Raw genomic sequence first — 24,330 nt, forward strand, 5'->3', positions numbered from 1 at the left:
TCGTGGCGCCCGACGAATCCGTGGTTCACGGTTCCAAGGCCCCCGACAAAGCGGCCCCCAAGGACCTCCCGGCCCTCGACAAGCTGCTGCGCGAATGTGCGGCGCTGGTGGCCGAGCACGGCCACACGCTGGTCGCCCGCGAGGCGCGGGGGCTGCTCGACGCCCTGCGCACGCGCGCGGTGGCGGGCGAGTTGCCCCGCGCCGAGCTGGCCGGGCTGCCGCAGGCGCTGGCCGCGCGTGTTGCCGCGCGCATGAGGCCCAAGATGCGTGCGGTGCTCAACCTCAGCGGCACCGTCATCCACACCAACCTCGGCCGCGCGCTGCTGGCCGACGCCGCGCTGCAGCAGGTGCTGGCACTGACCGGCGCGCCCAACAACCTCGAGTTCGACCTGGACACCGGTGGCCGCGGTGACCGTGACGACCTCATCGAGAACTTGCTGTGCGAACTCACCGGCGCCGAAGCGGCCACGGTGGTGAACAACAACGCGGCTGCGGTGCTGCTGGGCATCGCGGCGTTGGCGCGGGGCAAGGAGGCCATCGTGTCGCGCGGCGAGCTGGTCGAGATCGGCGGCGCCTTCCGCATGCCCGACGTGATGTCCGCGGCCGGCGCCACGCTGGTGGAGGTGGGCACCACCAACCGCACCCACCCGCGCGACTACGAGGGCGCCATCAACCCGCGCACCGGCCTCATCGTCAAGGTGCACACCAGCAACTACGCCGTGCAGGGCTTCACCGCCTCGGTGGATGAGGCGACGCTGGCCCCGATCGCGCGAGCGGGCGGTGTGCCGCTGATGACCGATTTGGGCAGCGGTGCGCTCGTGGACCTCACCCAATGGGGCCTGCCGGCCGAGCCGCTGCCCCAGGCCATGCTGGCCGCGGGCTGCGACGTGGTCACCTTCAGCGGCGACAAGCTGCTGGGCGGCCCGCAGGCCGGGCTCATCGTTGGCAGCAAGGCCGCGGTGGGGCGCATTCGCAAGTTCCCGATGAAGCGGGCGCTGCGCCTGTCCAAGCTGCCGTTTGCTGCACTGGAGGCCACGTTGCGCCTGTACCTGCGGCCCGAGCGGCTGGTGCAGGACCTGCCCACGCTGCGCCTGCTGACCAGACCGCAGGCCCAGATCGCCGCGCTGGCGCAGGCCCTGCTGCCGGTGCTGGAAGCCGCTGTGGCGCCACGCTTTGCGGTGTCGGTCGTCGCGCTGCAGAGCCAGATCGGCTCCGGCTCGCTGCCGGTGGAGCGGCTGCCGTCGGCCGGCCTGGCTCTGGCCGCGCTCGACGGCCGTGGCCGCACGCTCGAAGCGCTCGTGACGGCCCTGCGCGGGCTGCCGCGCCCGGTGATCGGCCGTGTCCACGACGACCGCCTGCTGCTGGACCTGCGCTGCCTGGAAGACCCGGCACTGCTGACCGGCCAGCTGGGCGTGCTGAAGGAGGCGTTGGCGTGATCGTCGGCACCGCCGGGCACATCGACCACGGCAAGACCACGCTGGTGCGGGCGCTCACCGGCGTGGACACCGACCGCCTGCCCGAGGAGAAGGCGCGTGGCATCAGCATTGAGCTGGGCTACGCCTACCTGGACGTGCCCGAGCCCGGCCCGGTGCCACAGCGCCTGGGCTTCATCGATGTGCCGGGCCACGAGAAGCTGGTGCACACCATGCTGGCCGGGGCCAGCGGCATCGATTTCGGCCTGCTGGTGGTGGCGGTGGATGACGGCGTGATGCCGCAAACGCGTGAGCACCTCGCGGTGCTGAGCCTGCTGGGGCTCACGCGTGGTGCGGTGGTGCTGACCAAGGCCGACCGCGCCGAGCCGGGCCGCATCGAGGCGCTGGGTGCCGAGCTGCGTGCGCTGCTGGCCGGCACGGGCCTGGATGCCGCGCCCGTTCTTGCCGTTTCGGCGCAGACGGGGCAGGGCGTGCCCGCGCTGCGCGAGCTGTTGTTCGAGGCCGCACGCGAGTTGCCGCCCCGGCCGTCGCACGGCCTGGCGCCGCGCCTCGCCGTGGACCGCGCGTTCACGCTGGACGGCGTGGGCACCGTGGTGACCGGCACGCTGCATGCCGGCGAGATCGCCGTGGGCGACGAGCTGGTGTTGGCCGGCCGCGGCACGCGCGTGCGCAGCCTGCATGCGCAGAACCGTGTCGTCGAGCGCGCCCAGGCCGGGCAGCGCTGTGCGGTGGCACTGGCCGGCGTGGCCAAGGACGAGGCGCCGCGGGGCGCCTGGCTCACCGCGCCGCATGTGGCGTTGGCCACGGCGCGGCTGGACGCCCAGCTGCGCCTGTGGCCCGGCGAGGCCAAGCCGCTGCGTTCCGGCACCCGGGTGCACCTGCACCTCGGCGCGCAGGGCGTGACGGCCAGCGTGGCCGTGCTGGACGGCGAGCAGATCGAGCCCGGCGCCTCGGGGCGCGTGCAGCTGGTGTGTCACGCGCCGGTGGGCGCGTGGCGGGGCGACCGCCTGGTGCTGCGCGATGCCGGTGCCTCGCGCACGCTGGCCGGCGGCACGGTGCTGGACCCGTTCGCCCCCGCCCGCTACCGCCGCACGCCGGAGCGGCTGGCGGAGCTGGGCGCGTGCGCGCTGCCCACCGCGGCACGGCGCCGCGAGCGCCTGCTGACGCTGCTGTCCCACGGGCTGGACCTGGCCGCCTTTGCCCGCGCCGAGGGCTTGGCCGAGCCGCTGCAGGGCTGGGCGCTGGGGGATGCGGCCAGCGCCACGCTGACCGAGCGGCTGCTGGCCACGCTGGCTGACTATCACGCCCGCCAGCCCGACGAGCTGGGCCCGGACGCGGCCCGGTTGCGCCGTCTCGTCGCACCCCGCCTGGCCGAGGCCCTGTGGCGCCAGGTGCTGGCTGACCTGCGCGCCACCGGCCACCTCGCCGTGCGGGGCGCCTTCGTGCACCTGCCGGCGCATGGCGTGCAGCTGTCGGCGGCCGAGCAGCGCATCGCGCAGAAGGTGGCGCCACGCTTGCGCGAGGCCGGTGCCGAGGGCGCCTGGGCGCGCGACCTGGCGCGCGACTGCGCCGAGCCCGAGCCGCTGATGCGCGCCACGCTGGCCCGCCTTGCCCAGCAGGGCGAGCTGCACCAGGTGGTGAAAGATCTGTACCTGGACACCCCCACGGCCACCGCGCTCGCGGCTACAGTGCGCCGCCTGGCCGCGGAACAAGGCCAGGTCGCGGCGGCCGCGTTCCGCGATGCCACGGGGCTGGGGCGCAAGCGCGCGATCCAGATCCTGGAGCATTTCGATCGCGTGGGCCTGCTGCGCCGTGTGGGCGACGCGCACCGGCTGCGGGCCGACTGCGCGCTGTTTGTGCAGGAGCCCGCATGAGGACTTCGGAGGGGCAACGACACCGGTGTGTCGGCCGGGCTTCAAACCCGGTGGGTGGCGCCATGCGCTGCTGGGTGGGTTCGACCCCCACGCCCCTCCGCCATTTGGCATTCATTCGGCGGCTGCGCGGCCCGATCCTGCGCCTGCGATGCTCGCCGTACGCCAGTACGGCTGCGCTGCTCGACGCAGCCTCGGGCCGCTCGCGGTGCCGACTGAACGCCAAATGCCGAGGAGGGCGTCCATGCTGATCGCCGGTACAGAGCTGCCGGACGACCTCTGGTACTGGGTCGAAGACCAGACCTGGGTGCGGCTGCTGCCTGGGGGCGGGGTGCGGGTGGGCATCACGGCGCTGGGCTTGAAGGCGTCGGGCGAGATCTACATGTGCCGGCCGAAGTCGGTGGGCAGCGAGGTGGTGCAGGGGCGCTCCGTCGGTGTGGTGGAGCTGTCCAAGTCGGTCGTGTCGGTGCGCTCGCCGCTGTCGGGCACGGTGACGCGGGTCAATGAGGCGCTGGAGACGCAGCCTGAGTTGGTGCACCGCTCGCCCTACGGAGAGGGCTGGCTGGTGGAGCTGGCGCCGTCCCAGCTGCCGCAGGAGCAGGCCGGGCTGGCCATCGGCGCGGCCGCCGTGCGCGAAGCCATGCAGGCCTGGGCGCGGCTCAACCGGCTGGAGGCGGACTGATGTCGCGCACCGGCCTGGCCATCCTGCTGTGGGCCGCCGACCCCGACGAGCCCGCGCGCCTGGCCACGCCCTTCGCCCATGCGGCCGCGGCAGCGGCGATGGACCTGCAGGTGGAGGTGTATTTCTCGGCGCGCTCGGTGCTGCTGCTGCGCCCCGGTGTGGCAGAGTCGCTGCGCGCATCGGCGCGTTTCGACAAGACGGTGGCGGCCTGGATGCAGGACGCGCTGTCGCACGGCGCGCGCTTTCTGGCCTGCTCCGATGCGCTGGCCGCGCAAGGCCTGACCCCGGCCGACATCCTGCCCGCCGCGCGCCAGCATGGCGGTGCGGTCCAATTCACTGCCCGTGCCGCTGACCCGGCCTGGGCCACCCTGGTGTTCTGATCGGGCACCGAACTTTTCCCTGGAGATCTGCAATGAATCTGACTCGAGTCGTCGCCAGTCTGGCGCGCGGTGTGGTGATGTCCCTGGCCCTGGTGGGTGCCGCCGCCCAGGCGCAGCAGGTGCTGCGCGTCACCGCCATCCCCGACGAGTCCCCCACCGAGCTCGCGCGCAAGTTCGCGCCGCTGGGCCAGTACCTGGAAAGCAAGCTGGGCATGAAGGTCGAGTGGACGCCGGTCACCGACTACGCGGCCGCCGTCGAGACACTGGTGAACCGCAAGGTCGACCTGGCCTGGTTCGGCGGCTTCACCTTTGTGCAGGCGCACGTGCGCTCGGGTGGCAAGGTCAACCCGCTCGTGCAGCGCGAGGAGGACGAGAAGTTCCGCTCCGTGTTTATCACCGACAAGGCCAGCGGCATCGCCAAGCTGGACGACCTCAAGGGCAGGACGCTGTCCTTCGGCTCGCAGAGCTCCACCTCGGGCCACCTGATGCCGCGCAGCTTCCTGCTGGCCGCCAAGCTCAACCCCGACACCGACCTCAAGCGCGTGGCTTTCAGCGGTGCGCATGACGCCACCATCGCCGCCGTGGCCAGTGGCAAGGTGGATGCCGGTGCGCTGAACATCTCGGTGTGGGAGAAGTTCGTCGCCGAGAAGAAGGTGGACCCATCCCAGGTCAAGGTCTTCTACACGACGCCCCCCTACTACGACTACAACTGGTCCGTGCACGCCGACATGCCGCAGGCGCTGCAGGACAAGATCCGCGCCGCCTTCCTCGCGCTGGACCCGGCCACGCCGCAGGGCAAGGAGATCCTTGGCCTGCAGCGCGCGACCAAGTTCATCCCCAGCAAGCCCGAGAACTACAACGGCATCAAGGCCGCCGCCGAGAACGCCGGACTGCTGAAGTGATCCGCCTCGACGGTGTCGACGCCGCCGCGCAGGGCGGTGCGGTGCCGGTGCTGCGCGGCATCGACCTCGCCGTGGCGGCGGGCGAGCAGATCGCCGTCATCGGCGCGTCGGGCGCCGGCAAGACCACGCTGCTGCACCTGCTGGCGCTGATGCACGGCCCGCTGGCCGGCCGCTACACGCTGGCGGGCCGCGACCCCTGGACGCTGCCGCGCCGCGAGCGCCAGCGCCTGCGGGCCGGCATGGCGCTGGCGCCGCAGCAGCCGCCTCTGCCGCCTCGCCAGCGCGTGGCCGTGGCGGTGCTCGCCGCGCGGCTGCCGCGCATGTCGCTGTGGCGCAGCCTGCGCACGCTGTGGAGCCCGCCCGACGCGGCGCTGGCCCAGGCCGCGCTGGCGCAGCTGGGCGTTGCCGACAAGCTGTGGCTGCGCGTGGACCGGCTCTCCGGTGGCGAGCGCCAGCGCGTGGGCCTGGCGCGACTGCTGGTGGCTGAAGCCAGCCTGTGGCTGGCCGACGAGCCGCTGGCCGCGCTGGACCCGACCCGTGCGGCGCTGGTGTTGGACGTGCTGCGTGCCCAGGCGGCCGAGCGCGGGGCCGCGCTGGTGTGCAGCCTGCACCAGGTAGACCTGGCGCTGGCCCGCTTCCCGCGCGTGATCGCGCTGCGCGCCGGCCGCATTGTCTATGACGGCCCGCCGGCTGCCATTGGCGGCGAGCTGCTGCAGGAGCTCTACCGCGCGCAGGACGAGGCGCCGCCCGAACTCGCGCCGCTGCCGCAGCCGGTGCCGCTGCCGCAGGCCATGTGCCGATGAGCAGCTCGACCCCGATCGGCATGGCCGCTCCGGCCACGGCGGCGCCGCGTGACCCGGCGCTGCGGCCGCGCATGCTGGCCTGGTTGTGCGCCCTGGTGCTTGCCTGGCCGCTGCTGGTGCTGGCCGAGTTCAAGCCCTGGATGCTGCTGGACGAGCGCAGCCTGCGCGCCACCGGGCGCTTCCTGGCGGAGTTCTTCCCGCCGCGCGCGGATGCCGAGTTCCTGGCGCTGCTGGCGCGCGAGACCTGGCGCACGGTGGCCATCGCCACCGCCGGGCTGTCGCTGGCGCTGGTGATCGCCGTGCCCATGTCGCTGCTGGCAACCGCGCGGCTGTCGCCCAGTGCGCTGGAGGGCCGGCCCGGCCTGGCGCGCTGGGGGCGGCGCGCGGCGCGGGCGCTGCTGGTGGTGCTGCGCTCCATCCCGGAGCTGGTGTGGGCGCTGGTGTTTGTGCGCGTCGTCGGCCTGGGGCCCACGGCCGGCGTGCTGGCGATTGCCATCGCCTACGGCGGCATGCTGGGCAAGGTCTACGCCGAGATCCTGGAAAGCGCCGACCCCGCGCCCACGCAGGCGCTGCTGCGCGGCGGCGCCGGCCGGCTGCAGGCGCTGCTGTTCGGCGCGCTGCCCAGCTGCGCGCCGGAGCTGCTGAGCTACACCGTCTACCGCTGGGAGTGTGCGGTGCGCTCGTCCGTGGTGCTGGGCTTCGTCGGCGCGGGCGGCCTGGGGCAGTTGCTGGACAGCGCGTCCAAGATGTTCGCGGGCGCGGAGGTCAGCGCCATCCTGCTGGTGTTCATCGCGCTGGTCACGGCCAGCGATGCCTTCAGCCGCTGGCTGCGGGGGCGTCTCGCATGACGCCGCGCTGGTCCACCGTCGGCGTGCTGCTGGCGCTGATGGCGCTGGTCGTCGCCAGTTTCTGGTCGCTGGACCTGCAGTGGGCCGCCTTCCTCGGCGCCGATGCGATGGCCAGCATGGGCCGCTTCGCGCTGGGGTTCTTGCCGCCCGAGGCGGCGCCAGCCTTCCTCGCCAAGACGGGCTGGGCGCTGCTGGAGACGCTGGCCATGTCGGCCGTGGGCACGGCGCTGGCCGTCGTGGGCGGGCTGCTGCTGGCGCTGCCGGCCGCCGGCTCCGGCCTCATGCGCGGCGCTGCCCGGCTGGTGCTGAACATGCTGCGCAGCGTGCCCGAGCTGGTGTGGGCCGTGCTGCTGCTCACCCTGGCCGGTCTGGGCCCGCTGCCGGGCACGCTGGCGCTGGCGTTGCACACCAGCGGCGTGCTGGGGCGGCTGTTTGCCGAGAGCTTCGAGAACGCGCCGGCAGACGTGGCCCTGTCGCTGCGCCAGCGCGGCGTGGGCGGGCTGCGCGTGTGGCTGTTCGCCACGCTGCCGCAGACGCTGCCGCAGCTGGCCAGCTACACGCTGTACCGCTGGGAGAACAACATCCGCGCGGCCAGCGTGCTGGGCGTCGTCGGTGCCGGCGGCCTGGGGCAGATGCTGAGCTATCACCTGGGCCTGTTCCAGATGCGCGAGACCTGCACGGTGCTGCTGGCCATGATGGCCCTGGTGGCGCTGGCGGATGCGCTGTCCTGGCGCTTGAGGCAACACCTGACCCGATGACCATGACTCCTCTTGACGCGCTGCTGACCCGCTACTCGGTCGGCCCCAAGCACCTCGTCGAGCCCGGGCCGAGCGATGCCCAGCTGGCGCTGATGGCGCAGGCGGCGCTGCGCGCGCCCGATCACGCCGAACTGGTGCCCTATCGCTTCAAGCTGGTGCGCGGCGCCGCAAAGCAGGGCATGGCCGACCTGTTTGCGCACGCGGCCCGCGCCGCCGGCAAGGATGAGGCCGGTGCCGCGCTCGATGCCGAGCGGGCGCTGCGCCCGCCGCTGACGGTGGCTGTCGTCGCCCGCATCGACCTGGGCCACCCGCAGGTGCCGGCGCACGAGCAATGGGCGGCGGTCGGCGGCGCGATTGCGAACTTCCTGTCTGCGGCCCATGCGCTGGGCTTTGCCGGCAAGATGCTCAGCGGCGCCAAGGTGCGCCAGCCCGCCATTGCGGCCGCCTTCTGCGCGCCCGGCGAGACGCTGGTGGGCTGGATTGCGCTGGGTACACCGGCCCGCCAGCCGGCCGGCCCGGCCCGCAAACCCGAGGCCGGGCAGGTGCTGATCGACTGGCACCCGCCTTGCAACACCTAGGCAAGACACGCCGACACACGGGCCCCGAGAGACGGCACTCACCCCCCCCTGGGTTCGGCCGGCCTGTGCGGCCGCACGTGCTAACTGAATTGAATCGAGCAAAGCGAGATGGAACTGACACCCCGTGAGAAGGACAAGCTTCTCCTCTTCACCGCCGCCTTGCTGGCCGAGCGCCGCAAGGCCCGCGGCCTGAAGCTCAACTACCCCGAGGCCGTGGCGTTGATCAGCGCCGCGATCCTCGAAGGCGCCCGTGACGGCAAGACCGTGGCCGAGCTGATGAGCGACGGCCGCACCGTGCTGACCCGCGACGACGTCATGGACGGCATCGCCGAAATGATCCCCGAGATCCAGGTCGAGGCCACCTTTCCGGACGGCACCAAGCTCGTCACCGTTCACCAACCGATCCCCTGATGCCCATGCGCGCTCTTACCCTGCTTCTGCTCACCGCCCCCGCGCTCGCCCATGAGGGCCATGGCCCGCAAGGTCCGCACCTGCATGGCTGGGACGGCCTGGGAACGCTGGCCCTGGTGGCCGCGGCCGGCGTGGCGATCTGGTGGTTCACCAAGGGTCGCAAGTGATGATTCCCGGCGAACTGATCACCGCCGAGGGCGAGCATGAGCTCAACCCTGGCCGCCGCACGCTGACCGTCAAGGTCGCCAACGTCGGCACGCGGCCCATCCAGGTGGGCTCGCACTACCACTTCGCCGAAACCAACGCGGCGCTGTCCTTCGACCGCGACGCCGCGCGCGGCATGCGCCTCAACATCTGCAGCGGCACGGCCGTGCGCTTCGAGCCCGGGCAGACGCGCACCGTCGAGCTCGTTGATCTGGCCGGTGACCGCATGGTCTACGGCTTCCGCGGCCTCGTCCAAGGCAAGCTATGAAAATCAGCCGTCGTGCCTATGCCGAGATGCTCGGCCCCACCGTCGGCGACAAGCTGCGCCTGGCCGACACCGCCCTCATCATCGAGATCGAGCAAGACCTGACGCTGCGCGCGGGCGGCTACGGTGAAGAGGTGAAGTTCGGCGGTGGCAAGACCGTGCGCGACGGCATGGGCCAGTCCCAGCGCCCGAACGGCCCCGACGCCGGTGACGCGGTCGACACCGTCATCACCAACGCCGTCATCCTGGACCACTGGGGCATCGTCAAGGCCGACATCGGCCTGCGCGGCTGCCGCATCGCGGCCATCGGCAAGGCCGGCAACCCGGATGTGCAGCCCGGGGTGGACATCGTCATCGGCCCGGGCACCGAGATCATCGCGGGCGAGGGCTTCATCGTGACGCCCGGCGCCATCGACACCCACATCCACTTCATCTGCCCGCAGCAGATCGAAGAGGCCTTGATGAGCGGCGTGACCACCATGATCGGCGGCGGCACCGGCCCCGCCACCGGCACGCTGGCCACCACCTGCACGCCCGGGCCGCACCACATTGGCACCATGCTGAAGGCGGCCGACGCCTTCCCGATGAACCTGGGCTTCCTCGGCAAGGGCAACGCCAGCCGGCCCGCGGCGCTGATGCAGCAGATCGACGCCGGTGCCATCGGCCTGAAGTTGCACGAGGACTGGGGCACCACGCCCGCGGCCATCGACAACTGCCTGAGCGTGGCCGAGTTGACCGACACGCAGGTCGCCATCCACACCGACACGCTCAACGAGAGCGGCTTCGTGGAAGACACCATCGCCGCCTTCAAGGGCCGGACCATCCACAGTTTCCACACCGAGGGCGCGGGCGGCGGCCATGCGCCGGACATCATGAAGGTGGTGGGCTTGCCCGAAGTGCTGCCCAGCTCCACCAACCCGACGCGGCCGTTCACCGTCAACACGCTGGACGAGCACCTCGACATGCTGATGGTGTGCCACCACCTGGACGCGGGCATCGCCGAGGACCTGGCCTTCGCCGAGAGCCGCATCCGCCGCGAGACGATCGCGGCCGAAGACATCCTGCACGACCTCGGCGCCATCAGCATGTTCTCGTCCGACTCGCAGGCCATGGGCCGCGTGGGCGAGGTGTCGCTGCGCTGCTGGCAGACCGCGCACAAGATGAAGGTGCAGCGCGGCTCACTGCCGGGTGACGGTGCCGGCAACGACAACGCGCGCGTGAAGCGCTACCTGGCCAAGCTCGCCATCAACCCCGCGCTGGCCCACGGCATCAGCCACGAAGTCGGCTCCATCGAAGTCGGCAAGTGGGCCGACCTCGTGCTGTGGAAGCCTGCCTTCTTCGGCGTGAAGCCCGCGCTGATCCTGAAAGGCGGCTTCATCGCCGCCGCCGCGATGGGCGACCCGAATGCCAGCATCCCCACGCCACAGCCGGTGCACTACCGGCCGATGTTCGGCGCGTTCGGCGGCGCGCTGGCGCAAGGCTCGCTGACCTTCGTCAGCCAGTCGGGTCAGGCGCACGCTGGGAAGCTGGGGTTGTCCAAGACCCTCGTGCCGGTGCATGGCTGCCGCTCGGTCAAGAAGTCCGACATGGTGCTGAACAACTACCTGCCGACGATGGAGATCGACGCCCAGACCTACGAGGTGCGGGCGGACGGCGTGCTGCTGACCTGCGAGCCGGCGAATGAGTTGCCGATGGCGCAGCGGTACTTCCTGTTCTGACCCTCGGTGGGTACGCGCGGCGCGTCGCCTATTCGGGGCGGCACCGCCGGCTGGCTGAGGTGAAGGGCAAGACCGTGCACGCGTTGTGCGCGACCATGCCCAATGCAGGCATGGCTGGGTCCCGCAGGCGGCCTGCGGGCTGCCTGTCAGCGGTCGTCGGTTCGAGTGCTTGAGGGCGTCGTCGACGCCTCGTGGATAGGCGGTCGAGGTGCCGGTGCGGATGTGGGCGCATGAAGCGTGCGGTTCGTTGCGCCTGTCCCGAGGCACGCCTGCAGACCGATTGGGGCAACAATGCCGTCTTCAACGGATGACATCGAAGGTGAGCATGCCCCTGCTGAACGCACATGAGGCGCGTCCGCGCGTCCCTGCACCTCAGCGTCGACAACGCGGGCTGCTGCCTGGCCTCGCCTTTCGCTCGCGTGTGCCGGTGCTTTGGCAACTCGCCCAGGGGGCGACAGCCAGTGTGGCTAGGGGGCGGCGGCAGGCGAGGTGGGGCATCGTCGCCGTGTTCGCGCTCCAGGCCTGGGGTTGGGCTCATGCGGCGGAGGTGCCGTTGACCCCTGACCCCGTGGAGGCGCGCGCGCAGGCTGCGTTCAAGCGGTGTGCCGCGGCTTACAACCGCAATCCAACGCATGGGGCCGACAGGGCGTTCATGCGCTGTCACGATGCTCAGCGCGGCGTGTATGACGCAGCGCAAGAGCAGGTGTGGCAAGGCCTGGCGACGAAGACGCCGGAAGCATGCCACGCTGCGGTGCAGGCGCTGCGGCAGTCCATGGCCGGGATGGCGGCCGCGCAGCAGGTGTTCGCGGACGCGATGACGACGCCGCGGCCAGGGCAGGGCGAGGCAGATGCCGCACTGCTGAAATCGGTCGCGGCCGCTGCCAGCTACCGTCTTGCAAAAGCCTTGACTGACGCCATCGAGCGCAGGTTGGACAACCCGCCCAGCTGCACGCCTGCACTGCCCTGAGGCTGTGCGTCTGCAGGATGGCGGGCATGCGGCGCTCTGTTCGCCCAAGCTCACATCCGTAAGGCTTTGTTGACCCCGGTTAATGGGGAGCGCATTGCTCACAGCTCGGTACGTTTAGGCCTGTGGGTCTGCCTAGAGTGGGCGCGTTCCAACTCCACGAGCATGACCCATGTCGAGACTCTCCTCCCTGATCGCCGCCGGCAGCGCCCTGATGCTGAGCGCCTGCGCCACCCAGGATTTCGTCAAGCAGAGCGTGGCGCCGGTGCAGACCAGCGTCGACGGCCTGGGCGCGCGCGTGCAGGCGCAGGACGAGGGCCTCAAGGCGCTGGGCGGGCGGGTGCAGGGCAGCGAGGCCCGCATCCAGGCGCTGGAGAAGGATGCGGCTGCCCGCGCCCAGGCCTTGGCCAACCTGCCCAAGCCGCCCACGCTGCTGATGAGCACCGTGCTGACCGATGACAAGATCAAGTTCAGCTCGGGCCGCGCCCAGCTCACCGACGCCGCCGGCCGGGAGCTCGACCAGTTGGTGGCCAAGCTCAAGGCCGACAACCAGCCGGTGTTCGTCGAGATCCAGGGTCACACCGACGCGACCGGCAGCGATGCCGGCAACCAGCAACTGGGCCTGCAGCGCGCCGAGGCCGTGCGCCTGCACCTGGCCCGCGCCGGCCTGCCGCTGGCGCGCATGGCGACGATCAGCTACGGTGAGTCCGCGCCGCTGGCCGACAACAGCAGCCGCGAGGGCCGCAGCATCAACCGGCGTGTGCAGTTGATCGTGATGCGCTGAGCGGCACCCTCAGCCCATCGAATGCAGGCCGAGCTTGTTGCCCTCGGTGTCGAGGAAGTGCGCGAAGAAGCCGAAGTCGTTGCCGATCTCGGTCTTGGGCACGAGCACGCGGCCGCCGGCCGCTTCGACGCGGGCCAGCAGCGGGGCGAGGTCGTCGCCCCCGTTCAGGTAGACCAGCGTGCCGGTGGCCGACGGCGTGCTGCCGTCGCCGTGCACCAGCGCACCACCCACCGCCTGCGGGTCGGTGGACAGCATGCCCATCGTCACCGGGCCCATCGGCAGGGTCGTGATGGTGATGCCGAGCACCTGTTCGTAGAAGCCCTTGGCGCGGGCGAAGTCGGTGACGGGAATCTCGAACCAGTTCAGCGCGTGCGTCATGCATGTCTCCCCGAGCGGTGGGCCCGCAGGCTAGCACCGGTTGCCGCGCTGGCGTGGGCTGCAGAGTAGGGGGCGGCGGTTCAGCGGCCGGTGTCGGGTGCGGGCAGGCGGCCCAGAACCTGGGAGCCGCTGCTGCTCCAGCGCAGCGCCACGCCTTCACCCGAGGCGGGGAAGACGCCCGTCAGGCCGGTGATGTTGACCTGGTGCGTCACGACGACCAGCACGCCGGGGCCGCGCCACGCCGCCAGCTGCTGGCGAGCCTGGGCCAGCGCCGCCGCCTCACGTTCAGGGGCCTGGAAGAACGAAGCGAAGGCTTCTTGCGGCTGCACCGCGGCGCCGGGAAAGGCCAGCCGTGCGGTGTCCAGCGTCCGGCACCAGGGCGAGGCCCACACGGCCGTGACGGCCACCGTGCCCAGCCGCTGGCGCAGCGCCGCGCCAATCAGGCGGGCCTGGGCGCGGCCCTCGTCGCTGAGGTTGCGCTGGGTGCTGCAGTCCTCCACACGGAAACCCGGTGGGTCGCCACCGCCGGGCGCGAGCGCGTGGCGGTAGAGCACCACGTCGCCATCACGGAGCGGTGGCAGCGCCAGCGCAGGGACCGGCCAGGTCAGCAGGGCCGGGAGGGCCAGCAGGGCGATCAGCAGGCGTTGCATGGCTGCGCATTCTGCGAGCCTGCGCCCGGGGCTGCGCGGCCGGCGCGCCATGCCCCCAAGCCAGCGCCGGCTTCGCCAGCGGCCAAGCCTGCACGCGCCAGTTCCGGAAGGAGTACACCTGCGCGCGCCGCACACTGGCGGGCATGACGGACGCAGCCATTCCTTCCACCCCTGCGGCGCTGGCCGGCCTCAAGGTCGTCGAGCTGGGCCAGCTGATCGCCGGGCCGTTCGCGGCCAAGACGCTGGCCGACTTCGGCGCCGAGGTCATCAAGATCGAGCCGCCGAATCGTGGTGATCCGCTGCGCCAGTGGCGCCTGATGCTGGACGGCACCTCGGTGTGGTGGCAGGTGCAGTCGCGCAACAAGCGCTCGCTGGCGCTGGATCTGCGCACGCCCGAGGGGCAGGACGTGGTGCGTCGGCTGGCGGCTGAGGCCGACGTGCTGATCGAGAACTTCCGTCCTGGCGCGATGGAGGCCTGGGGCCTGGACCCCGAGCAACTGCGCGCGGCCAACCCGCGGCTCATCGTGCTGCGCGTCAGCGGCTATGGGCAGACTGGCCCCTACCGAGACCGGCCCGGCTTTGCCGCCGTCGCCGAGGCCATGGCCGGGCTGCGCCACCTGACGGCCGAGCCCGGCCGCGTGCCGGTGCGCACGGGCGTCAGCATTGGCGACACGATTGCCGCGCTGCACGGCGTGATCGGCATCCTGCTGGCCCTGCAGCACCGCCATGCCACCGGCCAGGGCCAGGTCATCGACGTGGCGCTGTACGAGGCCGTCTTCAACTGCATGGAGAGCCTGCTGCCGGAGTACAGCGCCTTCGGCGTGGTGCGCGAGCCGGCCGGCAGCGCGATGCCCGGCATTGCGCCGAGCAACGCCTACCGCTGTGCCGATGGGGGCTACGCGCTGATCGCCGGCAACGGCGACAGCATCTTCCGCCGGCTGATGTCGCTCATCCAGCGCGACGACCTCGGGCAAGACCCGGCCCTGGCCAGCAACGCCGGCCGCGTGGCCCGTGTGGCCGAGATCGACGCGGCCATCGGGCACTGGGCTGCGCAGCAGCCGGTGGACGCCGTGCTGCAGGCGCTGGCCGGCGCCGACGTGCCGGCCGGGCGCATCTACACCGTGGCCGACATCGCGGCCGACCCGCATTACCGCGCGCGCGGCATGCTGCAACAGGTGGCGCTGGCGGATGGCCGGGCCCTCGACGTGCCCGGCATCTGCCCCAAGCTGTCCGCCACGCCGGGCGGCCACCGCCGCAATGCGCCGGCCTTGGGTCAGGACTCCGACGCCGTGCTGGCCGAGCTGGGCCTGACGGCCGAGCAGATCGCGCAGCTGCGCGAGCGGGGCATCGTGCGCTGACGGGCGGCGCCGGCTCAGTAGCCGCGTTCGCGGTCTACCGCAGGCGGGATGCGTCCGTGCTGCCGGTAGGCCGCGATGTTGTCGGCCACGATGCGCGCGGCCGTCTGCCGGTGGGTGGGCGCGGAGATGTGCGGCAGCACGGTCACGCCGGGGTGCGTCCAGTGCCAGCGGTCGGCGGGCAGCGGCTCGGCGTCGAACACGTCCAGCACCGCATGGCTCAGGCGGCCGCTGTCCAGCGCGCGCCGCAGCGCAGCGTCGTCCACGATGGCGCCGCGCGCGAAGTTGATCAGGCCGGCGCCCGGCTTGAGCTGCTGAAAGGCAGCGTCGCCCAGCAGCCCGCGGGTCTGCGGCGTCAGCGGCAGCAGGCACACCAGCAGGTCCGACGTGGCCAGCACCTGCGCCAGCCCTTCGTCGCCGGACCACCCATGCACACCGGGCACGGCGCGTGGCGTGCGGCTCCAGCCCTGCACCTGGAAGCCGGCCGCCACCAGGCGCGCCGCCGCCGCGCTGCCCAGCGCGCCCAGGCCCAGCAGGCCCACGCAGCGCTCCTGCGCGCGCACTGCGTCCAGCGGCTGCCAGCGTCGCTCGCGCTGCAGTTGCGCATAGCGCGGCATGTCGCGGTGCAGGTAGAGCGTCCAGGCCAGCACGGCTTCGGCCATGGTGTCGGCCAGCTGCGGGTCCTGCAGGCGGACGATGGGCAGGTCCAGGTCGCCGAGGTCGGCCAGCAGCCGCTCCACGCCGGCCCACACGCTGTGGACCCAGCGCAGCCGGGGCAGGCGGCGCAGGTCCTCGGGCCGCGGGTTGGCCACCACGGCCACCTCGCAGGCCAGGCGCGCCGCATCGTCCAGCGCGGCCAGCGGCACGACGGTTTCATGCGGCATGGCGGCCTGCAGCGCGGCGATCCAGTCAGCCTGCCGTGGGTCGTCGGGTGGGGCGATGAAGGGCAGCATGGCGGAGATGGTGTGTGGCGTCAGACCGGCTGGCGGTAGCGCTGGGACTTGAAGCGCAGCACCAGCTCGCGCGGGCCGATCTGCTCCAGCACGAGGTCGGGCGCCAGCCGCGCGCCCTCGCGCTGCACCTCGCCGTTGATGATGACGAAGCGGCTGGCCGGGTCGTCCGAGTACACCGACCCGCTGATGGCCAGCCGGGGTATCTCGCGGCGCAGGGCCTCGGGCAGCTCGGCGGCGCGAGGCAGCGGGGCGGGCGCTGCGGTCACCGGCGGAGGCGCAGGGGCAAGGGCAGGCGCCATGAGGGGCGCGGGCGCGGGCGCAGGCGCAGGCGCAGGCGCAGGCGCAGGCGTTGGCGGCAGGTAGTTGGCAACCGGCGCACTGGGTGTTGCCGCGGGCGGCGTGGCCACCTGCGTGGGGACGGGTCTTGCCTCCGGTTGGGCGGGCGCAGTGGCGGCTGTCACCGGCGGCGCTGCGGGCGCGGGGGCGGGCGGGGCGCTGCCGCGCCACCAGGCACCGGCCGCCAGCCCGGCGAGCAGCAGTCCCGCCGCAGCCCAGGGCCAGCTGCGTGGGCGTGGGGTGGTGGGGGCGAGGTCGGCGGCGGCCGGCCCCGGCGTGTGCAGGCCCGGCAACTGGCCGCGCTCGCGTTCGCGGTCGGCTTCGGCACGGCGCAGGGCGTCGAGGATGTAGGACATGGGAAAGCCTCTGTGTGCGCTCAGCGGGCGGCGTCCAGGCGCGGCTCGGGCACGCCGCTGGCGCGGTTGAGCAGCATCAGCGTGACCGGGCCGATGCGGCCATCGGGCTGCAGGCCGCGGCCGGCCTGGAAGGCCTGCACCTGGCGGCTGAGCGCGGCCCAGCCGGGCGGCGGTGCGCTGGCCGCCGGCATGGCAGGCGACAGGCCGGCCAGCTGCGCGGCCAGCCAGTCGCGCAGCACGCGGGGTTGTTCGGCGCGCTGGGCGTAGCCTGGGGGCGGGCGCCAGAAGGTGTTGAACTCCCCGCGCCAGGCGGTGGCGAGTTCGGCCAGTGGCAGGCGGCGCGGCGTGCCGTCCAGCAGCAGCGTGGCGTGCTGCTCATCCAGGGCCACCAGCGCGGCCAGGGCCGGCGGCTGGCCGGGGCGGCGCAGCGTCAGCAGCACAGGGCGGTCGATGAGGCGGATTAGCGACAGGCTGCCACTGCTGCTGCGGTAGCACTGCAGGCCGCGCTGCGCGGCGGTGTCGCAGGCATCGGCCCCGGCGGGCAGTGGCAGGCCCCAGCGGCTGGCCAGCGCCTGCCAGGCGTCGTGGTCGTCGCTGGGGGGCCAGTCGGCCAGGCGCAGCAGTTCGGGCGCGGGTGGCGAGGCGGCCTGGCTGGCGGGCAGCGCCAGTGATGCGGCCGCAGCGGTGGAAGCCGCCGGCGCAGGTGTCGACGCGGCCGAGCTTGCACTTGCGGGCGCTGGCCCGAGGGGCGCCGCCTGTTGCTGCCAGGCCAGCCCTGCGGCCACGGCAGCCGCCGCGAGCAGGCCGCTGCCCAGTGCGATGCGGGCCGTCAGGCGGCGGGGCGTCGTCGGGCCGTCGAACACCTCGGCCGCCGCGCGGCGCACGATGTCGGGCGTGACCTGGGCCCGCCCGCTGGCATAGCCGCCCAGCAGCGCGCGGTCGCACAGCAGGTTGATGCGCCGGGGCACGCCGCGCGTGAGCTGATGAATGAGGCGCAGCGCGCGGGCGTCGAAGGGCAGGGCGCCGGTGAGGCCGGCGACGGTCAGGCGGTGGCGCACATAGTGCGCCGTTTCGGCCTCGGACAGCGCGCCGAGGTGAAAGCGCGCGATGACGCGCTGCGCCAGTTGCTCCAGCTCGGGCCGCGCCAGCAGCTCGCGCAGCTCGGGCTGGCCGATCAGCACCACCTGCAGCAGCTTGCGCTCGGCGGTCTCGAGGTTGGTCAGCAGGCGCAGCTGTTCCAGCACGTCGGCCGAGAGGTTCTGCGCCTCGTCGATGATGAGGACGTTGTTGCGCCCAGCGGCGTGCTGGGCCAGCAGGAAGGTGTTGAGCGGGTCGACGAAGTCCTTCACCGTCTGCGCCCCGGCCGGCACCGGCACATGGAACTCGTCGCAAACGGCGCGCAGCAGCTCCGTCACCGTGAGCTTGGGGTTGAAGATGTAGGCGACGTTGCAGTGCGCCGGGATCTGGCCCAGGAAGCAGCGGCACACGGTGGTCTTGCCGGCGCCGATCTCGCCGGTCAGCAGCACGAAGCCGCCGCCGCCGTCCAGCCCGTACAGCAGGTGGGCGAGCGCGTCGCGGTGGCGCTCGCTCATGTAGAGGTAATGCGGGTCCGGTGCGATGGAAAACGGCGCGTGCCTGAGGCCGAAGAAGGGCGCGTACATGGGGCGGCAGGATAACCACCCCGCCCGGGTGCGACGGCTATGCTGCCGGCCCTGATGCGCACCGACCCCGCCCCCGATGCCACGGCCCCGCGGCCGCCCTCGCGCGCCGAGGCGCTGCGCTTCTGGCTGTGGCTGGGCTGTGTCAGCTTCGGCGGGCCGGCCGGGCAGATCGCGATCATGCACACCGAGCTGGTGGAGCGGCGGCGCTGGCTGTCGGAGCGGCGCTTCCTGCATGCGCTGAACTACTGCATGGTGCTGCCCGGCCCGGAGGCGCAGCAACTGGCCACCTACATCGGCTGGCTGATGCACCGCACCTGGGGCGGGCTGGTGGCGGGCGGCTTGTTTGTGCTGCCGTCGCTGCTGCTGCTGATCGGGCTGTCCTGGGGCTACATGGCCTGGGGGGACCTGCCACCGGTGGCGGCGGTGTTCGCGGGCATCAAGCCGGCGGTGACGGCGCTGGTGCTGCATGCGGCCTGGCGGGTGGGCGGCCGGGTGTTGCGCCATGGCTGGCTGTGGGCGATCGCGGCGGCGGCATTCCTCGCGATCTTTGCGCTGGGGATGCCGTTCCCGGTCATCGTGTTGCTGGCCGGTGTGGCGGGCTGGGTGGGCGGGCGCTGGCGGCCCGGCCAGTTCCGCATGGGCACGGCGCACGGCGACGAGACGGCCGCCGGCCATGCGCCGGCCGTCATCGATGACGACACGCCCACGCCGGCCCATGCGCGCTTCAGCGCGGCGCGCTGCCGGGCTGTGCTGGCGGTCGGCCTGGGGCTGTGGGCGGCGGTGCTGGGCGCCCTGGTGGCGTGGCAGGGCTGGCAGGGCGCGGCGGCGCAGATGGGCTGGTTCTTCACGAAGGCAGCGCTGCTGACCTTCGGCGGCGCCTACGCCGTGCTGCCCTATGTGCACCAGGGCGCGGTCGAGCACTACCAGTGGCTGACGGCGGCGCAAATGATGGACGGGCTGGCGCTGGGCGAGACGACGCCCGGGCCGCTGATCATGGTGGTGGCCTTCGTGGGCTTCGTCGGTGGCTGGGGGCAGGCCTGGTTCGGGCCGGACTCGCTGTTCCTGGCCGGTGCGGCGGCGGCGGTGGTGGTGAGCTTCTTCACCTTCCTGCCGTCCTTCGTGTTCATCCTGCTGGGCGGGCCCTTCATCGAGTCCACGCACGGCCGGCTGCAGTTCACGGCGCCGCTGACCGGCATCACGGCCGCCGTAGTAGGCGTGATGCTGAACCTCGCGCTGTTCTTCGCGGCCCATGTGCTGTGGCCGCGCGGGTGGGCGGGTGGCGTCGACTGGGGCGCCGCCGCCATCGGCCTGGGCGCCGCGCTGGCGCTGTTCCGTTTTCAGGCCGGTGTGATCCCGGTGGTGCTGGGCAGCGGCCTGGCCGGGCTGGTGCTGGGCTTGTTCTAGTCCCGGAAGCTGGGCGTGCCCTTGCCGGCCATCATGGCCTTCTGCAGGTCTTCGCTCATCAGCATCGCGGCGTTCCAGGTGGCGATGTGGTTGAGGCCGTCGGCCACCGAGTGGTCGCGTGCGTAGTTGAGCTGCTCCTTGCTGCCGCGGATGGACAGCGGCGACTTGGCCGCAATCGTGGCCGCGATCTCGCGCACGCCGGTCTGCAGTGCCTCGCGGCTGTCGAACACGCGGTTCACAAGGCCGATCTCGCGCGCCTCGGCGGCCTCCACGCGCCGGCCCGTGTAGGCCAGTTCGCGCACCAGGCCCTGGCTGCCGATGAGCTTGGGCAGGCGCTGCAGCGTGCCCACGTCGGCGACCATGCCGATGTCGATTTCCTTGATGGAGAAGTAGGCGTCGGCGCTGCAGTAGCGCATGTCGGCGGCGCAGATGAGGTCGATGCCGCCGCCCACGCAGGCGCCGTGGATGGCCGCGAGCACGGGCTTGCGGCAGCGCTCCAGGCTGGTCAGGGTGTCCTGCATGTCCAGGATGAGGCGGCGCAGCGCTTCGCGCATGCGGCCGTCGCAGGGGTCCTGGATCTGCGGGGCGATGCCCATCATCATGGCCAGGTCGATGCCGGCGGTGAAGTGTTTTCCTTCGCCCTCCAGCACCGCCACGCGCGCCTCGGGCTGCGCGTCGATCCAGTCGAAGGCGCGGCGGAAGTCCTGCCACATCGTGGCGTTCATCGCGTTGGCCTTGTCCGGGCGGTTCAGGCGGACGGTGGCGATGTGGTCTTGGATGGAGACGATGAGGGTTTCGAGATGCATGGGCGGGCGGGGGTGCTCGACGAAGTCCACATGATGCCCCGCCACGCCCTGGGGCCACTGTCGCCATCGAGCCAGCGCCGATACTTGCGCCCATGATTCACGCCACCAAACGCATTGCCGGCGGCGCCGGCCTCGCCTCCGTGCTAGTCAAGCGCGCTGCCACGCTGGAGCTGGACTGGGACACGCGCAGCAAGAGCCGCTTCTCGGCCACCGACTCCACTGGCCGCGAGATCGGCGTCGTGCTGCCACGCGGCACCACGCTGCGCGGCGGCGATGTGCTGGTCGCCGAGGACGGCTCCATGCTGCGCGTCATCGCCGCGGCGCAGCCCGTGCTGCAGGTGCGTTTTTGCAGCGAGCACGGCCAGCCGTTCGACCTGCTGCGCGCCGCCTACCACCTGGGCAACCGCCATGTGCCGCTGGAGCTGCAGCCGGAGCTGCTGCAGTTCGAGCCCGACCCTGTGCTGGCCGACATGCTGCGCCGCCAGCATCTCATCGTCACCGAGGCGCAGGCGGCCTTCGAGCCCGAGGGCGGTGCCTACGGCGAGGGTGCCGGGCATGGCCATCACCATGGCCACGAGCATCATGAGCACGCGCATGAGCACGGCCCAGGCTGCAACCATGACCACCGGCATGCTGCCGCGCCCGCGCCGGTGCGCAAGCCGCTGGCCATCCCCGTGAAGGCCCACGACCAAGGGCATGACCACGGCCATGTCCACGGCCCCGGATGCAATCACGGACATGACCACGACCACTGACGCCGCGCTGCTGCACCTGCTGTGGCTGGCCTCGCCGGCGCTGCCGGTGGGCGGTTTCAGCTACTCCGAGGGGCTGGAAGCGGCGGTCGATGCCGGCATCGTGCACGACGAGGCCAGCGCCGGTGACTGGCTGCTGAACCAGCTGGAGCTCGTGCAGGCGCGTGCCGAGCTGCCGGTGGCTGCTGCCGCCCATGCCGCCGCGCTGGCGCTCGATGGCGCGACGCTGGCCGGGCTCAACGCCTGGGTGCTGCAGACCCGCGAGACCAGCGAGAGTCTGCAGCAGGCCCAGCAGATGGGCCGCAGCCTGCTGGTGTGGATGCAGGGGCTGGTGCCCGACGCGCCGGTGCTGCCGCTGCTGCAGGCGCTCAAGCCCGCACCCACCTGGCCCGTCGTCATGGGCGCGGCGGCCGCGTCGCGCGGCGCGGCGCTGGCGCCGGCGCTGCAGGCCATCGCCTTCGGCTGGGCCGAGAACCTGATGCAGGCCGCCGTGCGTTGCGTGCCGCTGGGCCAGACGTCTGGCCAGCGCCTGCTGGCACGCCTCGTGCAAGCCATTCCGGGCGCCGTGTCCACGGCATTGGCTGCGCCGGAGCCCGTCGCGTTTGCGCCCTTGCTCGGCGTGCTCGGCGCCCGCCACGAACACCAGTACTCACGTCTTTTCAGATCATGACCGCACCGCTGCACGCCATTCCCCACCGCACCAAAAAACTCCCGCCGCTGCGCGTCGGCGTCGGCGGCCCGGTGGGGTCGGGCAAGACCACCCTCGTCGAGATGCTGTGCAAGACGATGCGCGAGAAATGGGACCTCGTTGTCGTCACCAACGACATCTACACGAAGGAAGACCAGCGTCTGCTGACCGTGGCCGGCGCACTGGCGCCCGAGCGCATCATGGGCGTGGAAACGGGCGGCTGCCCGCACACCGCCATCCGTGAGGACTGCTCCATCAACCTGGAGGCCGTGGACCGCATGCTGGAGAAGTTTCCCGACGCGGACATCGTCTTTGTCGAGAGCGGCGGTGACAACCTGGCCGCCACCTTCAGCCCCGAGCTGAGCGACCTGACCATCTACGTCATCGACGTGGCCGCCGGCGAGAAGATCCCGCGCAAGGGCGGCCCCGGCATCACGAAGAGCGACCTGTTCGTCATCAACAAGACCGACCTGGCCCCGCACGTGGGCGCTGACTTGGACATCATGCGCAGCGACACCGCCCGCATGCGGCCCGTGAAGCCCTGGGTCATGACCAACCTCAAAACCCGCGAGGGGCTGGCCGAGGTGGTGAGCTTCATCGAGAAGAAGGGCCTGCTCGTTGCCTGACGCTGTTCGCTGGCCGGCGCGGCTCGCGCTGAGCGCGGCGCGCGATGGCAGCGGCGCCACGCGCGTGCATGCGCGGCACCACGGCCCGCTGCGCCTGCTGAAGACGCTCTACCCCGAAGGCCCCGGTGTCGCCCATGCGGTGTTGGTGCACCCACCCGGCGGCCTGGTGGGCGGCGACCTGCTGGACATCGAACTGGACGTGCAGCCCGGCGCGCACCTGCTGGTCACGACACCGGCCGCCACACGGTTTTACCGCTGCACCACCGGCGCCGCGCCTCCCCAAGCGGGCGGGCTCCCCTCGGGGGAAGGGCTGGGCGTCGCCCAGCTCCAGCCGTCTCGATCGCTTGGCGAGGCGGTGCAGGTCGTGCGCGCGACGGTGGGCGAGGGTGCGCGGCTGGAATGGTTGCCGCAAGAGACGCTGGCCTATCCCGACTGCTTCGCCCGCAACGAAGTGAAGCTGACGCTCGCCCCGGGCGCCAGCCTGTTCGCCACCGAGGTGCTGGGCCTGGGCCTGGCGGGTGCCGGCCAACCGTTTGACCGTGGGCGGCTGCTGCAGCACCTGGAGGTGACCGGGCTGTGGCTGGACCGTGGCTGGCTGGATGCGGCTGATGCGGCGCTGTTGAACGGCCCCTGCGGCCTGCGTGGCCACCGTGTGCTGGGCACGCTGGTCTATGCGCAGACGGTGGCCTTGGCGGACGGCGAGTCCTTGCTGGCCGACAGCCGCGCGCTGCTGACCGAGGTGCCGTTGAGCGGCGTCACACAACTGCGCAGCCCGGGCGGCAGCGTGTTGCTGATGCGCGTGGTGGGGGACGAGGTGGAGGCGGTCACGGCCGCGCTGCGCAGCGTGCGCGCGCTGTGGCGCCAGCGGCTGTGGGGGCTGCCCGGCCACGCGCCGCGCATCTGGGCGACCTGAGCAGCCCACAAAAAAAGCCCACGCGGACGTGGGCTTGTCGTGAGGCTCAGAGGCCGGCGCGCTGGCCGGCCGCTGTGGCGCGTCAGTCGTCGCCGCCGGGGATCTGCTGGCGCAGATGCACCTTGGTGTCGGCGTTCTTGCGCATCTTGATGTTGATCATCTCCACGCCCAGCGAGAAGGCCATCGCGAAGTAGATGTAGCCCTTGGGCACATGGTGACCGAAGCCCTCGGCCACCAGCACGACGCCGACGACCACGAGGAAGGACAGTGCCAGCATCTTGATGGTGGGGTGGTTGGACACGAAGCGGCCGATGGGGCTGGCGAACAGCATCATCAGGCCCACCGAGGCGACCACCGCGGCCACCATGATGCGCACGTCGCTGACCATGCCGACGGCGGTGATGATGGAGTCCAGCGAGAACACCAGGTCGATCAGCATGATCTGCACGATGGCAGCACTGAAGGCGGCTTTGGCGGCCTTGCCCGTGCTGACCTGATGGGCCTCGTCCTCACCTTCCAGCGAGCCGTGGATCTCGACCGTGCTCTTCCAGATCAGGAACAGGCCGCCGCCGATCAGGATGAGGTCACGCCCCGAGAAGCCGTAGCCGAACAGGTGGAAGAGCGGCTCCACCATGCCCACGATCCAGGCCAGCGTCATCAGCAGGCCGATGCGCATGAACATCGCCATGAACAGGCCCAGGCGGCGCGCGGTTTCCTGCTGCGCCTTGGGCAGCTTGTCCACCAGGATGCTGATGAAGATGATGTTGTCGATGCCCAGCACCAGCTCCAGCGCGGTCAGCGTGGCGAGGGCGATCCAGGTCTGCGGGTCGGAGAGCAGTTCAAGCATGGTA

Annotated in this window: 28 protein-coding genes and 1 tRNA gene; 22 read left to right on the top strand and 7 right to left on the bottom strand. The window is 71.9% G+C overall.

What is annotated here, in order from left to right:
- The first annotated feature begins 2 nt into the window (after nucleotides 1–2).
- From selA to NYO99_RS02545, 16 genes are all read left to right on the top strand, one after another.
- Nucleotides 3–1,436 carry an L-seryl-tRNA(Sec) selenium transferase gene (selA, locus tag NYO99_RS02470; RefSeq protein WP_422395464.1) on the top strand — a complete coding sequence of 478 codons (1,434 nt, stop codon included), beginning with the start codon at nucleotides 3–5 and terminating at the stop codon, nucleotides 1,434–1,436.
- Nucleotides 1,433–3,307, top strand: coding sequence for a selenocysteine-specific translation elongation factor (selB, locus tag NYO99_RS02475; RefSeq protein ID WP_268165516.1), 1,875 nt, complete (start codon nucleotides 1,433–1,435; stop codon nucleotides 3,305–3,307). The genes selA and selB overlap by 4 nt, the downstream gene beginning before the upstream one ends.
- Before the next feature lie 7 nt (nucleotides 3,308–3,314).
- Nucleotides 3,315–3,410 (top strand) — tRNA-Sec (locus NYO99_RS02480).
- Nucleotides 3,411–3,548: 138 nt separating this feature from the next.
- Nucleotides 3,549–3,986 (top strand): glycine cleavage system protein H, encoded by a 438-nt coding sequence (locus NYO99_RS02485; protein WP_268165517.1) that lies wholly within the window; start codon nucleotides 3,549–3,551, stop codon nucleotides 3,984–3,986.
- Nucleotides 3,986–4,366 (top strand): DsrE family protein, encoded by a 381-nt coding sequence (locus tag NYO99_RS02490; protein ID WP_268165518.1) that lies wholly within the window; start codon nucleotides 3,986–3,988, stop codon nucleotides 4,364–4,366. The genes NYO99_RS02485 and NYO99_RS02490 overlap by 1 nt, the downstream gene beginning before the upstream one ends.
- Before the next feature lie 32 nt (nucleotides 4,367–4,398).
- On the top strand, nucleotides 4,399–5,268 hold the full coding sequence (locus NYO99_RS02495) for a putative selenate ABC transporter substrate-binding protein (protein ID WP_268165519.1): 870 nt from the start codon (nucleotides 4,399–4,401) through the stop codon (nucleotides 5,266–5,268).
- The gene (locus NYO99_RS02500; protein WP_268165520.1) at nucleotides 5,265–6,071 is read left to right on the top strand and encodes a phosphonate ABC transporter ATP-binding protein; all 807 of its coding nucleotides are present in this window, start codon (nucleotides 5,265–5,267) and stop codon (nucleotides 6,069–6,071) included. Before NYO99_RS02495 ends, NYO99_RS02500 begins: the two co-directional genes overlap by 4 nt.
- Entirely contained in the window at nucleotides 6,068–6,919 is an 852-nt protein-coding gene (gene phnE / locus NYO99_RS02505) for a phosphonate ABC transporter, permease protein PhnE (RefSeq protein ID WP_268165521.1), read from the top strand. Before NYO99_RS02500 ends, phnE (NYO99_RS02505) begins: the two co-directional genes overlap by 4 nt.
- The gene (phnE, locus tag NYO99_RS02510) at nucleotides 6,916–7,677 is read left to right on the top strand and encodes a phosphonate ABC transporter, permease protein PhnE (protein WP_268165522.1); all 762 of its coding nucleotides are present in this window, start codon (nucleotides 6,916–6,918) and stop codon (nucleotides 7,675–7,677) included. Before phnE (NYO99_RS02505) ends, phnE (NYO99_RS02510) begins: the two co-directional genes overlap by 4 nt.
- Before the next feature lie 2 nt (nucleotides 7,678–7,679).
- Nucleotides 7,680–8,255, top strand: coding sequence for a nitroreductase family protein (locus NYO99_RS02515; RefSeq protein ID WP_268165523.1), 576 nt, complete (start codon nucleotides 7,680–7,682; stop codon nucleotides 8,253–8,255).
- Between the two features lie 108 nt (nucleotides 8,256–8,363).
- On the top strand, nucleotides 8,364–8,666 hold the full coding sequence (ureA, locus tag NYO99_RS02520) for an urease subunit gamma (protein ID WP_268165524.1): 303 nt from the start codon (nucleotides 8,364–8,366) through the stop codon (nucleotides 8,664–8,666).
- A 5-nt stretch (nucleotides 8,667–8,671) separates the two neighbouring features.
- A complete protein-coding gene (locus NYO99_RS02525) occupies nucleotides 8,672–8,833 on the top strand; it encodes a hypothetical protein (RefSeq protein WP_268165525.1) in 162 nt (53 codons plus the stop codon).
- Nucleotides 8,833–9,138, top strand: a complete 306-nt coding sequence (locus tag NYO99_RS02530; protein ID WP_268165526.1) for an urease subunit beta — start codon at nucleotides 8,833–8,835, stop codon at nucleotides 9,136–9,138. Before NYO99_RS02525 ends, NYO99_RS02530 begins: the two co-directional genes overlap by 1 nt.
- Complete coding sequence (gene ureC, locus NYO99_RS02535; protein ID WP_268165527.1) at nucleotides 9,135–10,853, top strand: urease subunit alpha; 1,719 nt, start codon at nucleotides 9,135–9,137, stop codon at nucleotides 10,851–10,853. The genes NYO99_RS02530 and ureC overlap by 4 nt, the downstream gene beginning before the upstream one ends.
- A gap of 553 nt (nucleotides 10,854–11,406) precedes the next feature.
- Nucleotides 11,407–11,820 (top strand): hypothetical protein, encoded by a 414-nt coding sequence (locus tag NYO99_RS02540; RefSeq protein WP_268165528.1) that lies wholly within the window; start codon nucleotides 11,407–11,409, stop codon nucleotides 11,818–11,820.
- 169 nt (nucleotides 11,821–11,989) lie between these two features.
- A complete protein-coding gene (locus tag NYO99_RS02545; RefSeq protein ID WP_268165529.1) occupies nucleotides 11,990–12,601 on the top strand; it encodes an OmpA family protein in 612 nt (203 codons plus the stop codon).
- Nucleotides 12,602–12,610: 9 nt separating this feature from the next.
- Here NYO99_RS02545 and NYO99_RS02550 read toward each other — a convergent pair whose 3' ends face one another.
- Together NYO99_RS02550 and NYO99_RS02555 are read right to left on the bottom strand one after the other, a co-directional pair.
- Entirely contained in the window at nucleotides 12,611–12,979 is a 369-nt protein-coding gene (locus tag NYO99_RS02550) for a VOC family protein (RefSeq protein ID WP_268165530.1), read from the bottom strand.
- Between the two features lie 80 nt (nucleotides 12,980–13,059).
- Entirely contained in the window at nucleotides 13,060–13,629 is a 570-nt protein-coding gene (locus tag NYO99_RS02555; RefSeq protein ID WP_268165531.1) for a histidine phosphatase family protein, read from the bottom strand.
- A gap of 143 nt (nucleotides 13,630–13,772) precedes the next feature.
- On the opposite strand from NYO99_RS02555, the gene NYO99_RS02560 reads away from it, so the two are divergent.
- The gene (locus tag NYO99_RS02560) at nucleotides 13,773–14,987 is read left to right on the top strand and encodes a CaiB/BaiF CoA transferase family protein (RefSeq protein ID WP_268165532.1); all 1,215 of its coding nucleotides are present in this window, start codon (nucleotides 13,773–13,775) and stop codon (nucleotides 14,985–14,987) included.
- Nucleotides 14,988–15,001: 14 nt separating this feature from the next.
- Here the strand turns inward: NYO99_RS02560 and NYO99_RS02565 are convergent, their stop codons facing one another.
- From NYO99_RS02565 to NYO99_RS02575, 3 genes are read right to left on the bottom strand one after another with little or no spacing between them, the layout of a single operon-like run.
- Nucleotides 15,002–15,937 (bottom strand): 2-hydroxyacid dehydrogenase, encoded by a 936-nt coding sequence (locus tag NYO99_RS02565; RefSeq protein WP_268165533.1) that lies wholly within the window; start codon nucleotides 15,935–15,937, stop codon nucleotides 15,002–15,004.
- Nucleotides 15,938–15,957: 20 nt separating this feature from the next.
- Nucleotides 15,958–16,629 (bottom strand): general secretion pathway protein GspB, encoded by a 672-nt coding sequence (locus tag NYO99_RS02570; RefSeq protein WP_268165534.1) that lies wholly within the window; start codon nucleotides 16,627–16,629, stop codon nucleotides 15,958–15,960.
- A gap of 20 nt (nucleotides 16,630–16,649) precedes the next feature.
- Complete coding sequence (locus tag NYO99_RS02575) at nucleotides 16,650–18,290, bottom strand: ExeA family protein (RefSeq protein WP_268165535.1); 1,641 nt, start codon at nucleotides 18,288–18,290, stop codon at nucleotides 16,650–16,652.
- A 54-nt stretch (nucleotides 18,291–18,344) separates the two neighbouring features.
- Between NYO99_RS02575 and chrA the strand changes: the two genes are divergently transcribed.
- A complete protein-coding gene (gene chrA / locus NYO99_RS02580) occupies nucleotides 18,345–19,694 on the top strand; it encodes a chromate efflux transporter (RefSeq protein ID WP_268165536.1) in 1,350 nt (449 codons plus the stop codon).
- On the opposite strand, the gene NYO99_RS02585 is transcribed toward chrA, so the two are convergent.
- Nucleotides 19,691–20,500: a crotonase/enoyl-CoA hydratase family protein gene (locus NYO99_RS02585; protein ID WP_268165537.1), complete on the bottom strand. Its 810-nt coding sequence runs from the start codon at nucleotides 20,498–20,500 to the stop codon at nucleotides 19,691–19,693. The genes chrA and NYO99_RS02585 overlap by 4 nt on opposite strands.
- A gap of 92 nt (nucleotides 20,501–20,592) precedes the next feature.
- Between NYO99_RS02585 and ureE the strand changes: the two genes are divergently transcribed.
- The 4 genes from ureE to NYO99_RS02605 are packed head-to-tail and all read left to right on the top strand — an operon-like array spanning nucleotide 20,593 to nucleotide 23,479.
- Nucleotides 20,593–21,255, top strand: a complete 663-nt coding sequence (ureE, locus tag NYO99_RS02590; RefSeq protein ID WP_268165538.1) for an urease accessory protein UreE — start codon at nucleotides 20,593–20,595, stop codon at nucleotides 21,253–21,255.
- Nucleotides 21,239–21,922 carry an urease accessory protein UreF gene (locus NYO99_RS02595; RefSeq protein ID WP_268165539.1) on the top strand — a complete coding sequence of 228 codons (684 nt, stop codon included), beginning with the start codon at nucleotides 21,239–21,241 and terminating at the stop codon, nucleotides 21,920–21,922. Before ureE ends, NYO99_RS02595 begins: the two co-directional genes overlap by 17 nt.
- Nucleotides 21,919–22,566, top strand: coding sequence for an urease accessory protein UreG (ureG, locus tag NYO99_RS02600; RefSeq protein ID WP_268165540.1), 648 nt, complete (start codon nucleotides 21,919–21,921; stop codon nucleotides 22,564–22,566). Before NYO99_RS02595 ends, ureG begins: the two co-directional genes overlap by 4 nt.
- On the top strand, nucleotides 22,559–23,479 hold the full coding sequence (locus NYO99_RS02605; RefSeq protein WP_268165541.1) for an urease accessory protein UreD: 921 nt from the start codon (nucleotides 22,559–22,561) through the stop codon (nucleotides 23,477–23,479). Before ureG ends, NYO99_RS02605 begins: the two co-directional genes overlap by 8 nt.
- 82 nt (nucleotides 23,480–23,561) lie before the next feature.
- On the opposite strand, the gene NYO99_RS02610 is transcribed toward NYO99_RS02605, so the two are convergent.
- Nucleotides 23,562–24,326: a TerC family protein gene (locus NYO99_RS02610; RefSeq protein ID WP_268165542.1), complete on the bottom strand. Its 765-nt coding sequence runs from the start codon at nucleotides 24,324–24,326 to the stop codon at nucleotides 23,562–23,564.
- Nucleotides 24,327–24,330: the final 4 nt, after the last annotated feature.

Source organism: Roseateles hydrophilus (assembly GCF_026712245.1).
GTDB classification, from domain to species: Bacteria; Pseudomonadota; Gammaproteobacteria; order Burkholderiales; family Burkholderiaceae_C; genus Pelomonas; species Pelomonas hydrophilus.